The organism is Bradyrhizobium sp. WSM1743, assembly GCF_000473065.1.
Taxonomy (GTDB): Bacteria; Pseudomonadota; Alphaproteobacteria; order Rhizobiales; family Xanthobacteraceae; genus Bradyrhizobium.
Window position 1 is genome coordinate 39,369 of the sequence record NZ_AXAZ01000030.1, and the last position, 13,737, is coordinate 53,105.

A 13,737-nucleotide genomic window follows, 5' to 3' on the forward strand; every position below is an offset into this window, starting at 1 on the left:
AAATAGCGTCTCAACGCATTTTTCTCAAAAGTTAACCGGCGGATGACGCCAAGACGCAGTCTCATCCGGCTTTAGGCGCATTGCCGCAAACCGCGGGACACGGTAGAGCCATCGACAGGAACAAGGCTCCGCAAGAGAGCTGTCCGCATATTTGACAATGGAGGAAACTTTCATGACGACAACGTTCGCACGCCGCTCCGCGGCCCTTCTGGCCTGCGCCGCCTTCGGTATTGCAACATCTGCCTACGCGCAGGACAAGACCGTCAAGATCGGCGTGCTCAACGACATGTCGAGTCTCTATGCCGACATCGGCGGTCCGAACTCGGTCGCGGCGGTGAAGATGGCGGTCGAGGATTCCGGCCTGAAGGCCAAGGGCTGGACCATTGAGGTCCTCTCCGGCGATCACCAGAACAAGCCCGATATCGGCGTCAACATCGCCCGGCAATGGATCGATGCCGACAAGGTCGACGCCATCGCCGACACGCCAAGCTCCGGCGTTGCGCTCGCGGTGAGCAACCTCGTCAAGGAAAAGAACTCGGTGCTGCTCAATTCGGGTGCGGCCACCGCCGACCTCACCGGCAAGGCCTGCACGCCCAACACCGTCTCCTTCACCTACGACACCTACATGCTCGCCAACGGCACCGGCAAGGCGCTGACCAAGGCGGGCGGCGATAGCTGGTTCTTCCTCACCGCGGATTACGCGTTCGGCCATGCGCTGGAGCGTGACACCAGCGCCGTCGTCACGGCCACCGGCGGCAAGGTGCTCGGCGGCGTCAAGCACCCGCTGAACACGGCGGACTTCTCCTCCTTCCTGCTCCAGGCGCAGTCCTCCAAGGCCAAGATCATCGGCCTTGCCAATGCGGGCGGCGACACCACTAACGCGATCAAGCAGGCCGCCGAGTTCGGCATCGTCTCTGGCGGTCAGAAGCTCGCCGCGCTGCTGCTGTTCATCAACGACGTGCATTCGCTCGGCCTGAAGACCGCGCAGGGCCTGACCTTCACCGAATCCTTCTATTGGGATCTCAACGACCAGACCCGCGAATGGTCGAAGCGCTTCCAGAAAGTCTCGCCCAAGGGCTCGATGCCCTCGATGACGGTCGCGGGCCTCTATGCCGAGATCCTGCATTACCTGAAGGCGATGGAGGCGCTCGGCGGCAATCCGCATGACGGCGCCAAGGTCGTCGCCAAGATGAAGGAGCTGCCGACGGACGATCCGCTGTTCGGCAAAGGCCCGCTGCGCGAGGACGGACGCCGCCTGATTCCGGCCTATCTGTTCGAGGTGAAGAAGCCCGAAGAGTCGAAGGGACCGTGGGACTATTATAAGCTGGTCGCCACCATTGCGCCGGAAGATGCGGCCAAGCCGCTCAAGGACAGCGACTGCCCGCTGGTGAAGAAGTGACCGCGTAGCGGGCATCACGGGATGGTGCGCTCGGGACCGCGAAGCGCGGCCCGGAGCACCAGACCCGGGACCTCGAGATTCCGGGTCTGGTGCTAGCGCACCAGCCCGGAACGACGGTGACCACCCAGCGTCCGCACCGCGATCGCCACGCACACCACCATCAGCACCGCTGCGAGCAGGAACGGCGCGCCGGGCAGATGCAGCGGCGCGCTGGCGCCGATGAAATAGGAAAATGTCAGCGTGAACAGGAACGGGCCGACGAGCTGCGACACGCTCTGCACGCTCGCAGTCGCGCCCTGCAACTGGCCCTGCTGATCGGGCGCGACCAGCCGCGTCATCAGCGATTGCGAGGCGGCCCCCGAGATGCCCCACAGCGCCAAAATGGGAATGCCGAGCCAGGACAGTGGTCCGGTCGGCGCAGCGCCCAAGACCACGAAGCCGAGCGCGCCACAGCACAGGCCCAGCAGCAGTGCGTTTCGTTCGCCGAGCGCGCGCACGATCGGGCCGATCGCAAGTCCCTGCACGACCATGGCACAGATGCCGACCATGGCGAGGGTCAGGCCTACCGTCTTGGAATCCCAGCCATAGCGATAGGTCGCATAGAGCACGAAGGTCGAGGGCAGCACGACATGCGCGACCTGCGCGATGAAGTTGACGACCGACAACGCGGCGAGCACCGCGTTGGATCGCAACAGGTGCAGCGCCCCGATCGGATTGGCACTTCGCCAGCGGAACGGCGCGCGCTTGTCGGGCGCGAGCGATTCCGGCAGGACGAAGAGCCCATAGAGCGCATTGGCCAAGCTCAGGGCCGCCGAGGCCCAGAACGGCAGGCGCGGATCGATATCGCCGAGCAAGCCGCCGAGCGCTGGGCCTAAGATGAAGCCGGCGCCGAAGGCCGCGCCAATCCTGCCGAAGACCGCCGCGCGCCGTTCCGGCGGCGTGATATCCGAAATGTAGGCGAACGCCGTCGAGATGCTGGCCGAGGTGATGCCTGATATCACGCGGCCAATGAACAGCCACACAAGAGACGGCGCCAGTGCCATCAGCACGTAGTCGGCCGCGAGCCCAAAATTCGACAGCAGCACCACGGGCCGGCGCCCGAAGCGATCCGACAGCGCGCCGAGCAGGGGCGAGAACACGAACTGCATCAAGGCCCAGGCGGTGCCGAACAGGCCGAAGATGCGGGCCGCGTGCGCGGTGTCGTTGTCGACGAAGCTCTCGATCAGCTTCGGCAGGATCGGCATGATCACGCCGAGCGCGAGCATGTCGAGCAGGATGGTGACGAAGATGAAGGCGACCGCGCCGCGCCGGGCCGGCGCAGCACTTGCCGCTACCGTCTCGCAGGCACCGTCACTCACGACGGCCGCTTGCGCTTGTGCGCGAAGGGATTGGCCTTCTCGCGCAAGGTGATGCGCACCGGCGTACCCGGCAGATCGAAGGTCTCGCGCATGGAATTGGTGAGGTAGCGCAGATAGGATTGCGGCACCGCGTCCGCGCGCGAGCAGAACAGCACGAAGCTCGGCGGGCGCGCCTTGTTCTGCGTGATATAGTTCAGCTTCAGCCTGCGACCGGACACCGCCGGGGGCGGGTTGGCCTGGATCGCCTGCTCGAACCAGCGATTGAGCGCGGCCGTGGGCACGCGCCTGTTCCAGACCGCATAAGCGTCTTGGATCGCCTGCATCAGGCGGTCGATGCCCTCACCCATCAGGCCTGAGACGGCGACGATCGGCACGCCCTTGACCTGCGGCAGCCAATGGTCGGCATCCCGGCGCAGGCCCGAGATCGCGCCGCCGCCCTTGGTCTCCATCAGATCCCATTTGTTGACGGCGAGGACGACCGCCCTTCCCTCGCGCTCGATCAGATCGGCGATGCGCAGATCCTGCTCCTCGAAGCGATTCTGCGTGTCCATCATCAGCACGACGACTTCGGCAAAGCGCACCGCGCGCAGCGCGTCCGCAACCGAGAGCTTCTCCAGCTTTTCCTCGATGCGCGAACGCCGGCGCAGGCCGGCGGTATCGAACACGCGGAAATCGCGGCCCTTCCAGTTGATCTCGACCGCAATGGAATCGCGCGTGGTGCCGGCCTCCGGGCTGGTCAGCAGGCGCTCCTCGCCGAGCAGGTGGTTGATCAGCGTCGACTTGCCGGCATTGGGCCGGCCGACGATCGCGACCCGGATCGGACGCGTCGCGGCCTCCTCCTCGGAGAGCGGTTCGTCGTCCTCGGCCTCGTCTTCGTCGATGGGCTCCGGCATCAGCTTGGCCAGCGCATCGTAGAGCTCGCCCATACCTTCGCCATGCTCGGCCGAGATCTGGATGGGATCGCCGAGGCCGAGCGCGAAGGCTTCCATCGCACCGGCATCGCCATGCTTGCCCTCGCTCTTGTTGGCGATGAGCAGCACCGGCTTGTTGGCCTTGCGGGCGAAATCGGCGAAGGCGCGATCGGTGGGCGTGAGGCCGATGCGGGCATCGATGACGAAGAACAGCGCGTCGGCCTGCGCGATCGCGGTCTCGGTCTGCTCCTGCATGCGCGCGGTCAGCGAACCCTTGGCGCCCTCGTCGAGGCCGGCGGTATCGATGATGGTGAACTGGAGGTCGCCGAGCGTGGCCTCGCCTTCGCGGCGGTCGCGGGTGACACCCGGCAGGTCATCGACGAGCGCGAGCTTCTGCCCAACCAGGCGGTTGAACAGCGTCGATTTGCCGACATTGGGCCGGCCGATGATGGCGATCGTGAAGGACATCGGTCATTCGTGCGCTGCGAAAGCCGCGCCTGTCAATGCAACGGAAAAATTAGCGCGAGAAGCTGCCGCTCGGCAGCGGCGCCGGGAAAGCGCTCTGCGATTGCTGCTGGGTGGTCTGGGCCGGTTGCGCCTGCTGGACCGGCTGATCCGGCGGCGGTGCGGTGGTGCGCTTACGGACGATCTTGTGCTTGGGCGGCGGCGCGGCCGTGGCTGGTGCGGCGTCCGGCTGGACCTCGCCATCGACCTCGCCCGCGGGCGCTTCAGCCGGCGCGGCTGCTGCTGCGGCGGGCTGCTTGGTGTGCTTCGCCTTGGCCCCCTTCGCCGGCTTGGCCGGTTCCGGCGCAGGCTCCGCGGGCAGGGCCGCGACGGCAGGCGCGCTCGGATCGGGCTGCTGCTGCGCGCCCCTGTACATTTCTTTCGGGACGCCCTGCTCGAGGCCGGGCACGCCCTCCGGGAACACCGGCTTGCGGTCGCCCGGCAGCTTCTTCTTGGTGTCGAGGAAGTCGAGCATGTCGCTTGGATCGAAGCTGGAGCAGCCGCCCAGGACGCCCATGAAGGCGATCAGGACGGCGGCTGCGATCAAGCGTGGCGTGCGGCGCATCTTGTGTCTCGTCTCAAGTCAGAGGGCCGTCGTCAGCTCTTGGCAACGGGCGGCAGCAGGGCCTGGAGCGCCTCGGCGCGCGAGCGCAGGCCGGGCGGCGTTTCGCCGTCCCCGTCAATCGCCGCGAGCCATTTGCGGGCTGCGGTCATGTCGTTGTTGCGCCAGGCCGACAGCGCCAGCATCTCGCGGGCGCTGTGGCGGAAAGTCGATTTCGATTTCGGCGCCGCGGAAGCTTCCAGCCGCTGCTGTATGTCGGCGTAGCTGGCGCTGTCGAGCAACAAGCCGGCGGCACGGATCTTCGCGAGATCCTGCCACTCGCCGCCAACGCCGCGATCGGCGGCAATGTCGTCATACATCTTCGCGGCGGCCTTGGGATCGCGGCTCGCGGCCTCGGCTGCAGCACGCAGCCGCGCCAGGGTGCGATAGCCGGACGGAGCCTTGGCGGCGAGCTCGCTGAAGGCCTTCTCGGCGTCCTCGTGCTTGGCCTGCTCGGACAGCTCGACCGCCTTCTCGAAGGCGGCGCCGGCCTCGGCGGCCTTCTTCGCCTCCAGATATTGGTAGCCGCGCCAGCCACCGACAGCGGCCACGACCAGCACCATCAGGGCGATGAAGTAGATCGAATACTTGTCCCACAGCTTCTTGAGCTGTTCGCGACGTACTTCCTCGTCGACTTCGTCAAATAATTCAGACACTTATGCTAATCCCATGCCCGTCCGGGTGCGCGCGCCAAAGCGTTCGCGTCAGGAATCCCGTCCCCGTGTGGCGGCGAGGTACCCTAACGATATGGCGGTGGCAAGGCAAAGCGAGCCCGATCAAGGCGTTAACCGCCCGGGAGACCCCGGTGGCCGCCTGCCCGCTCAGGTTCCGAGGCGCTCCCGCAGCTGCCGCTTCAGCACCTTGCCATTGGCGTTGCGCGGCAGCGGCTCCGATGTGATCGCCATGGTCTCGGGGACCTTGTAGTCGGACAGCCGCTCGGCGCACCAGGCGCGCAAGTCGGCGTCGGTCACGGATGCGCGCGTCACGACGACCGCGTGGACGCGCTCGCCCAGCACCGGGCAGGCCCTGGCGATGATCGCGCTTTCGATCACCGCGGGATGGCCAGCCAGCACGGATTCGACCTCGGCCGAATAGATCTTCAGGCCGCCGCGATTGATCATGTCCTTCTGCCGATCGAACACGCGGACAAACCCCTCCGCGTCGACCGAGCCGAGATCGCCGGAGTGCCAGAACCCACCGGTGAAGCTTTCGGCCGTGGCCTTCGGGTTGTTCCAGTAGCCGTTGATGACCGAGGCACTCTGGATCCAGAGCTCGCCGATCTCGCCGCGCGGCAGCTCGCGCCCGTCCGTCCCCACCGCAATGATGCGCGCGCCGGGACACGGCAGGCCGACGCTGTCGATATGGCTCTCCGTCAGCTCGCCCGGCATGATGGTCGAGGGCGACGTCGTCTCGGTCGCGCCGTAGCAGTTCATCAGCGTCAGGCCAGGAATCTTCGCCTTGAGCTTCTCGATGGTCGCGACCGGCATCGGCGCGCCGCCAAAGCCGCCGATGCGCCAGCTCGACAGATCGTAGCTGTCGAAATCCGGCTGCAGCAGGCAGAGATTGTACATCGCCGGCACCATCACGGTGTAGGTGACGCGCTCGCGCGCAGCGAGCTTGAGATAATCGGCCGCCCTGAACTCCGGCATGATGATCAGCGCGCCGCCGCAGCGGATCATCGTCGTGATGTTGGCGACGACGCCGGTGACATGGCCGAGCGGCACCGCCGCGATCGAGCGGTCGGCTTCCGTCAATTGCAGGCAGGACACGAACACCATCGAGGAATGAACGATGTTGCAATGGGCCAGCATCGCGCCCTTCGGCTTGCCCGTCGTGCCCGAGGTGTAGAGGATCATCGCGGTGTCCTCCTCGCCCGTCTCGACCGGCGCCGGAGCCGGAGGATTGTCGGCGAGCACTCCGAAACGCGACAGAGCCGGATCATCGTCGATGGCAATACGGTGGATTACATCGGGCACATCCTGCGCATCGGGCAGCCGCTCGGCGAGCGCGGCTTCGTGGATCAGGATCTTTGCGCCGCAATCGGTCAGTACATAAGCGATTTCCGGCTTCTGCTGGCGCGTGCTGAGCAGCACCGTCACCAAGCCCTCATGCGCGGCGGCGAACAGCAGCAGCGGAAATTCGATGCGGTTGCCGAGCAGGATCGCGACGCGGTCGCCGCGCTGCAATCCGAGCTTGCGAAATCCCGCGGCGATCCGACTGGCGCGCTCCACCGCCTGTTGCCAGCTCAGGCGGATGCTGCCTGCGATCAGCGCTTCACCTTGGGGATTACGGGCGCAGGCATTGGCGATCATCGACCAGAGGCTCAATGGCCGGTCGCAGAACGCCGGCACCACCCGATCGGCAAAGCGGGCCTCGAGCCGCATCGGCGGGATCTGAGATTGCGACCAGTCCATCGGAATGCCCTCGGCTTGTTGCTCTTATTAGCTTCCGCGCATGGACATCCGGGTCTTGTGCCGACCGGCTAGACCCCGATCACGGGAACGCCGATCACGACGGGATGGAACGCGAAGGCCAGTGCCAGGTAGGCAACGACGCCAACCGCGACCGCGATCAGATCGTTGGTGACGCCGCCGACCGGGATGGGCGGGCCGCCGCCGTCGGTGCGATGCTTGAGCGTAACGCGGTCATACACCGCCCAGGCGAGGAACGAGCCGAACAGGATGATGGAGCCGAGATCGCCATTGGCCAGGAGATGCGCGGCCGCCCACAGCTTGATACCGGCCAGCATCGGATGCTTCAGCGTCGCATAGATCCGGCCGCGCAGATATGACGCCACGACCAGGATGACCGCGGGCAGCATCAGCGCGAGCGTGATGTGCTTCATCGCCTTCGGTGGATACCAGACGTCGATCCAGCCGGAGCTGCGATAGTGGGCAAAGCCCCAGATGATCAGCGCCAGCCCCGCCAGCGAGACCAGCGAATAGAGGATCTTGTAGGTCCCCTCGCCCAGCCTCGCGATCGCCTCTGCCCGCGCCTTTCGTTTCGTCGTGAAAATATGGGCCGCGAAGAACAGCACCAGCCCCAGGATCATGACCAGCAGACCCACGACATCCTCCCCTCAAGCAGCCCCCGCCTGAGGTAGCATCGATTGGCCGATGGTCGCAACTCTCACACCTCATGGTGAGGAGCGCGCCCTTGCGCGCGTCTCGAACCATGCAGGCCCGGCTGCCACTCATCCTTCGAGACGCGCGTGAAGAACGCGCTCCTCAGGATGAGGAGACAGAGCTGTGCTACCTCGCAAGCTCGCGATTGTCGACATAGCGGATCGCGATCGGTCTCCCGGCCAGCGCGCCGCCGAGTCCGCCCGTGAATTTCAGCGGCAGGCAGGCCTTCAGCGATGAATTGATCGCGTTGAGGTAAGTGATTCGGGTCTCCGAGGGGACGCCCGCCGTCGCGAAGGTCAGGCGCGGTGGACCGATCAGGCCGCCGGCCTTGTTGAAGCTGAAGCGCACCGACATCTGCATGCCCTCACGCGCATTGTTCGATGGCGGCGACCAGCAGCTGCGCAGCTCGGCAAAGAGATCGCCGATCGTGTCGAGATCGTGATCTGGCTTGCGGTATTTGGCGCGGTCGGCGTCGGACGGCACGCTTTCGATCGTGAGCTGGAGGTTCTGGCCGTAAGGGTAGTCGATCTCGGGAATACAGGGACCGGGCTCGAGCGGGCTGCAATAAGACGGCGTGCAGGGCCGGCCGTCGAGCACGCTGCACGGCTCGTGCGAGAACGGGATCGAATTGATCTGCCGGGGCCGCGCGTCGGCGGCCGATACCGCTAGCAGGAGAAAGATGAGGATGCCGCGCCACATGATGCGAGCTCGTAGGGTCACACGAGCTGAAGGTGGCATTGCCTCCAACAACGTCAAGCCTGCGGCCGTTCACGTGGTCGCGTTCAGGCATACTGTCGTCGCCCGGCTTGACCGGGCGACCCAGTACTCCGAGACGTCTGTGATTGAGCCGAGGGGCCGCGGCGTACTGGATGCCCCGGTCAAGCCGGGGCATGACAGAGAGTGGGTGGCTGCAGAGCCGAGGACGTGGCTATCAGCGAGGCTCTCTACCCTTTCTTCTTGACGTCCTTGACGTTGGTGAACTCGATGCCCTCGGCGCGCTCCCTGGTGTAGCCGAGGTAGAACTCGTTCCGGGCGAGATACACGGGATCGCCGTCCACGTCGTCCGCGATGCTGGAGGTGTTGGCGGCGATGAAGGTGTCGAGCTTCTTGCGGTCCTCGGAGGAGACCCAGCGCGCCAGCTGGAATTCGCTGACCTCGAACTCGACCGGGAGCGAATATTCCGCCTCCAGCCGCGCCTTGAGCACGTCGAGCTGGAGCGCGCCGACCACACCGACCAGCGCCGGCGCACCGTCGCGCGGACGAAACACCTGCACCACGCCCTCTTCCGACATCTGCTGAAGCGCTTCCTTCAGCTTCTTCGCCTTCATCGCGTCGGTCAGTCGGACGCGGCGGACGATCTCCGGCGCAAAGCTCGGCACGCCGACGAAATTGAAATCCTCGCCATCGGTCAGCGTGTCGCCGATGCGCAGCGTGCCGTGATTGGGAATGCCGACGACGTCGCCGGCAAAGGCTTCGTCCGCGACCGATCGATCCTGCGCGAAGAAGAATTGCGGGCTCGACAGCGGCATGCTCTTGCCGGTGCGTACCAGCTTGGCCTTCATGCCGCGGCTGAGCTTGCCCGAGCACAGGCGCGCGAAGGCGATGCGGTCGCGGTGGTTTGGATCCATGTTGGCCTGGATCTTGAACACGAAGGCGCTCATGCGGGGATCGGTTGCCTCGACCTTGCGCTGGTCGCTGTCCTGCGCGCGCGGCTCAGGCGCGAACTTGCCGAGGCCTTCCAGCAGGTCGCCGACGCCGAAATTGCGCAGCGCGCTGCCGAAATAAACCGGCGTCAGATGGCCTTCGCGGAAGGCCTCGAGGTCGAACGGCTTTGACGCCTCGGTGACGAGCTCGAGTTCGTCCTTCACGGCAGAAACGTCGAGATCGGCGTTGAGCTTGGCGAGCTCTTCGATCTCGATCTCAAGCGCCGCGCCGGTCTTGGCGCCGCCGCCTTCGAGCAGGCGCACGCCGCCATTGACGACGTCGTAGGTGCCAAGGAAGTCGCGGCCGCGGCCGACCGGCCAGGTCATCGGCGTGGTGTCGAGCGCCAGCGTCTTCTCGATCTCGTCGAGCAGCTCGAACACGTCGCGGCTCTCGCGGTCCATCTTGTTGATGAAGGTGATGATCGGAATGTCGCGCAGGCGGCACACCTCGAACAGTTTTCGGGTGCGCGCCTCGATGCCTTTGGCGGCGTCGATCACCATCACGGCGGAATCGACCGCCGTCAGCGTGCGATAGGTGTCTTCCGAAAAGTCCTCGTGGCCCGGCGTGTCCAGCAGGTTGAACACGAGGCCTTCGAACTCGAAGGTCATCACCGAGGTCACGACCGAAATGCCGCGCTCGCGCTCGATCTTCATCCAGTCCGAGCGGGTGTTGCGCCGCTCGCCCTTGGCCTTGACCTGGCCGGCCAGATTGATGGCGCCGCCGAACAGCAGCAGCTTCTCGGTCAGCGTGGTCTTGCCGGCGTCGGGGTGGGAGATGATCGCAAAGGTCCGCCGCCGCGCCACTTCAGCGGCAAGCGGGGAACGGGCCGGCGATTCGGCTGTGGTGGTGGCGATGTCGGACATGGCGGGAGCGTGTGGCAGGGAAAGCGGGCCTTATCAAGCCTCATTTGGTGATTGCGGAGCCCTTCGGCCAGCCCCATATCGGCGCTTGGATATATCAGCCCTGGGGAGGACGGCCTCCCCCGTCCATCAGTACATCAGCCGCGGGGACGACCCTGCCTGGAATGGAGCGTCGTCGTGGCCTGGAGCATCCTGTTTGTCGCCGGTCTTCTCGAGATCACCTGGGCGATCGGCTTGAAATACACCGAGGGCTTCACCAAGCCTGTTCCGTCCGTGATCACGCTGGCGGCCATGGCCGGCAGCGTCATCCTGCTCGGGCTTGCGCTCAAATCACTTCCCGTCGGAACCGCCTATGCGGTCTGGACCGGCATCGGCGCGGTCGGCACTGCGACGCTCGGCATCTTCCTGTTCGGCGAGCCGGCAACGGCCTTCCGTCTCGCCAGCATCGCCCTGATCGTCGCCGGGATTGCCGGGCTGAAGCTCGTTACCTGACGATCTGGACCCCCCACCAGGTCAGCGCCGCGACGATCGCCGAGGCCGGGATCGTGATCACCCAGGCATAGACGATCGAGCTGGCGACGTTCCAGCGCACTGCCGAGACGCGGCGGGCGGCGCCGACGCCGATGATCGCACCGGTAATGGTGTGGGTGGTCGAGACGGGAACGCCGAGATAGGTCGCCATGAACAGGGTCGCGGCGCCCCCCGTCTCGGCGCAAAAGCCCTGCATCGGCGTCAATTTCGTGATGCGCAGGCCCATGGTGCGGACGATGCGCCAGCCGCCCATCAGCGTGCCCAGCGCCATCGCCGCCTGGCAGGACAGCACCACCCAGAACGGCACCGAGAATTCGCTGCCGAGATGGCCTTGCGAATACAGCAGCACCGCGATGATGCCCATGGTCTTCTGCGCGTCGTTGCCGCCATGGCCGAGCGAATAGAGCGAGGCGGAGGCGAATTGCAGGATGCGGAAGGCACGATCGACCGCGAACGGCGTCGAGCGCACCGAGGCCCAGGACACGATCGCCACCAGCATCATTGCGAGCAGGAAGCCGACCAGCGGCGACAGCACGATCGCCAGCACCGTCTTGGATAATCCGCTCCACACCGCGGCCGAAATCCCCGCCTTGGCCATGCCGCCGCCGACGAGCCCGCCGATCAGCGCGTGCGAGGACGAGGATGGGATGCCGAGCGCCCAGGTCACGAGGTTCCAGACAATGGCCCCAACCAGCGCTGCGAAGATCACCTGGGCGTCGACGACCGCGGGATCGATGATGCCGGTCCCGATGGTCTGCGCGACATGCAGCCCGAACACCAGGAAGGCGATGAAATTGAAGAACGCGGCCCAGAATACCGCGAATTGCGGCCGCAGCACGCGGGTCGAGACGATGGTCGCGATCGAATTGGCGGCGTCGTGCAGGCCGTTCAGGAAATCGAACAGCAGCGCGACGGCGATCAAGCCGACCAGGACGGGAAGACCCAACGCGGCATCCACAGCGCAGCCCTGCCCTAGACTTGCTCGATGACGATGCTGTTGATCTCGTTGGCGACGTCGTCGAAGCGATCGGCCACCTTCTCCAGATGGTCGTAGATCTCGACGCCGACGATGAAGTCCATCGCATTGCCGTCGCGATGCTTGAGGAACAGCTCCTTCAGGCCGATGTCGTGGAGATCGTCGACCCGGCCCTCCAGCTTGCCGAGCTCTTCGGTGATGGCGGTCAGCATGGCGACGTTCGGGCCGATCGATTGCATCAGCGGCAGCGCACGCCCGACCAGATTGGCGCATTCGATCAGGAGCCCACCGATCTCGCGCATCGGAGGCTCGAAGGCGCGAACCTCGAACAGCATGACCGCCTTGGCCGTCTGCTGCATCTGGTCGATGGCATCGTCCATCGAGGTGATCAGGTTCTTGATGTCGCCGCGGTCGAACGGGGTGATGAAGGTGCGGCGCACCGCCGTCAGCACCTCACGGGTGATGTTGTCGGCGTCGTTCTCGAACTGGTTGACGCGCTGGCAATAGACCGGCGTCTCCTCGCCCCCATTGAGCATGCCCTGGAGCGCGATCGCGCCCTGGATCACCGTCTGGGCATGCCGGTCGAACAGGTCGAAGAACCGTTCTTCCTTGGGCAGGAACGCACGAAACCATCGCATCATGGAGATAGGCTACCGGTTGGAAATGGCCAGGCCCCGAAGGGGCCGTCATAAAACTGTCATAGACCATTTTCGATCCGCGCGCGTGTCATCTCACGGCCGCGGAGCCGGATCATCCACCGCTTTCAGTCGGTCGGTAAACCGATTTTAAATCAGCTACTTAGAGCGATCGCCGCAAGTAATGCGCGATTTCGCCGATGACGCCGCGGCGGAAGGTGAGCACGCAGATCACGAAGATCGCGCCCTGGATCACCGTCACCCACTGGCCGAAGCTCGCCAGATATTGCTGCATGGCGATGATCACGAAGGCGCCGACCACGGGGCCGAAAATGGTGCCGAGACCGCCGACCAGCGTCATCAGCACGACCTCGCCCGACATCGACCAGTGCACGTCGGTGAGCGAGGCGTTCTGGGCCACGAACACCTTCAGCGCTCCGGCGAAACCGGCCAGCGTGCCGGACAGGACGAAGGCCAGGAACTTGTACTGGTCGGTGCGGTAGCCGAGCGAGATCGCGCGCGGCTCGTTTTCGCGGATCGACTTCAGAACCTCACCGAACGGCGAGTTGATGATGCGGAAGATCAAGAGGAAGCCGGCGAGGAAGCCGACCAGCACGACGTAATACAGAACCGTCGGCTTGGAGAGGTCGAGGACACCGAACATGTGTCCTTGCGGAATGCCCTGGATGCCGTCCTCACCATGGGTGAAGGGAGCCTGGAGATAGATGAAGTACAAGAGCTGCGACAGCGCCAGGGTGATCATCGAGAAATAGATGCCCTGGCGGCGGATCGAGATGTAGCCGGTCACGATCGAGAGCACGAAAGCCGCGGCGATGCCGACGAGGATGCCGAGCTCCGGCGGCAGCCCCCACACCTTCAGCGCATGCGCGCTGCAATAGCCGGCTGTCCCTAAGAACATCGCGTGGCCGAACGACAACAGGCCGCCATAGCCGATCAGAAGATTGAAGGCGCAGGCGAGCAGCGCAAAGCACAGCGCCTGCATCACGAAGAACGGATAGACTCCCGTGAAGGGCACCGCCGCCAAGAGCAGCGCCATCACCACGAACACAATCATCTCGTCGCGCATCGCACGCGGGGTTGCAGGCAGGGTATCGTCCGTCAGGGTTGTCATC

The 13,737-nt window shown here is 65.2% G+C and carries 13 protein-coding genes; 2 read left to right on the forward strand and 11 right to left on the reverse strand.

All coding sequences use genetic code 11. The features are described 5' to 3' along the window. Positions 1-172 precede the first annotated feature (172 nt). Positions 173-1,399 (forward strand): ABC transporter substrate-binding protein, encoded by a 1,227-nt coding sequence (locus YU9_RS0118775; RefSeq protein ID WP_027574207.1) that lies wholly within the window; start codon positions 173-175, stop codon positions 1,397-1,399. 92 nt (positions 1,400-1,491) lie between these two features. Here YU9_RS0118775 and YU9_RS41820 read toward each other — a convergent pair whose 3' ends face one another. From YU9_RS41820 to YU9_RS0118815, 8 genes are all read right to left on the reverse strand, one after another. Continuing rightward, positions 1,492-2,757 carry a TCR/Tet family MFS transporter gene (locus YU9_RS41820; protein ID WP_036017496.1) on the reverse strand — a complete coding sequence of 422 codons (1,266 nt, stop codon included), beginning with the start codon at positions 2,755-2,757 and terminating at the stop codon, positions 1,492-1,494. Beyond that, entirely contained in the window at positions 2,754-4,136 is a 1,383-nt protein-coding gene (gene der, locus YU9_RS0118785; protein WP_027574208.1) for a ribosome biogenesis GTPase Der, read from the reverse strand. The genes YU9_RS41820 and der overlap by 4 nt, the downstream gene beginning before the upstream one ends. A gap of 49 nt (positions 4,137-4,185) precedes the next feature. Continuing rightward, positions 4,186-4,737 (reverse strand): hypothetical protein, encoded by a 552-nt coding sequence (locus tag YU9_RS0118790; RefSeq protein ID WP_027574209.1) that lies wholly within the window; start codon positions 4,735-4,737, stop codon positions 4,186-4,188. 32 nt (positions 4,738-4,769) lie between these two features. Next, complete coding sequence (locus YU9_RS0118795) at positions 4,770-5,429, reverse strand: tetratricopeptide repeat protein (protein WP_027574210.1); 660 nt, start codon at positions 5,427-5,429, stop codon at positions 4,770-4,772. Between the two features lie 165 nt (positions 5,430-5,594). After that, the gene (locus YU9_RS0118800; protein ID WP_027574211.1) at positions 5,595-7,187 is read right to left on the reverse strand and encodes a class I adenylate-forming enzyme family protein; all 1,593 of its coding nucleotides are present in this window, start codon (positions 7,185-7,187) and stop codon (positions 5,595-5,597) included. A gap of 68 nt (positions 7,188-7,255) precedes the next feature. Beyond that, a complete protein-coding gene (locus YU9_RS0118805) occupies positions 7,256-7,840 on the reverse strand; it encodes an NnrU family protein (protein ID WP_027574212.1) in 585 nt (194 codons plus the stop codon). A 184-nt stretch (positions 7,841-8,024) separates the two neighbouring features. Continuing rightward, positions 8,025-8,597 (reverse strand): hypothetical protein, encoded by a 573-nt coding sequence (locus YU9_RS0118810; RefSeq protein ID WP_027574213.1) that lies wholly within the window; start codon positions 8,595-8,597, stop codon positions 8,025-8,027. Between the two features lie 245 nt (positions 8,598-8,842). Further along, positions 8,843-10,465 (reverse strand): peptide chain release factor 3, encoded by a 1,623-nt coding sequence (locus YU9_RS0118815; protein WP_027574214.1) that lies wholly within the window; start codon positions 10,463-10,465, stop codon positions 8,843-8,845. Positions 10,466-10,639: 174 nt separating this feature from the next. Here YU9_RS0118815 and sugE point away from each other — a divergent pair, with 174 nt between their 5' ends. Beyond that, complete coding sequence (gene sugE, locus YU9_RS0118820; RefSeq protein WP_027574215.1) at positions 10,640-10,954, forward strand: quaternary ammonium compound efflux SMR transporter SugE; 315 nt, start codon at positions 10,640-10,642, stop codon at positions 10,952-10,954. Here the strand turns inward: sugE and YU9_RS0118825 are convergent. The 3 genes from YU9_RS0118825 to YU9_RS0118835 all read right to left on the reverse strand — a co-directional run bounded on the left by YU9_RS0118825 (position 10,947) and on the right by YU9_RS0118835 (position 13,736). Continuing rightward, positions 10,947-11,951, reverse strand: a complete 1,005-nt coding sequence (locus YU9_RS0118825; RefSeq protein ID WP_027574216.1) for an inorganic phosphate transporter — start codon at positions 11,949-11,951, stop codon at positions 10,947-10,949. The two genes, sugE and YU9_RS0118825, sit on opposite strands and share 8 nt — an antisense overlap. A gap of 14 nt (positions 11,952-11,965) precedes the next feature. After that, a complete protein-coding gene (locus tag YU9_RS0118830) occupies positions 11,966-12,610 on the reverse strand; it encodes a DUF47 domain-containing protein (RefSeq protein WP_027574217.1) in 645 nt (214 codons plus the stop codon). Between the two features lie 157 nt (positions 12,611-12,767). Then, positions 12,768-13,736 carry a branched-chain amino acid ABC transporter permease gene (locus YU9_RS0118835; protein ID WP_027574218.1) on the reverse strand — a complete coding sequence of 323 codons (969 nt, stop codon included), beginning with the start codon at positions 13,734-13,736 and terminating at the stop codon, positions 12,768-12,770. Position 13,737 lies beyond the last annotated feature (1 nt).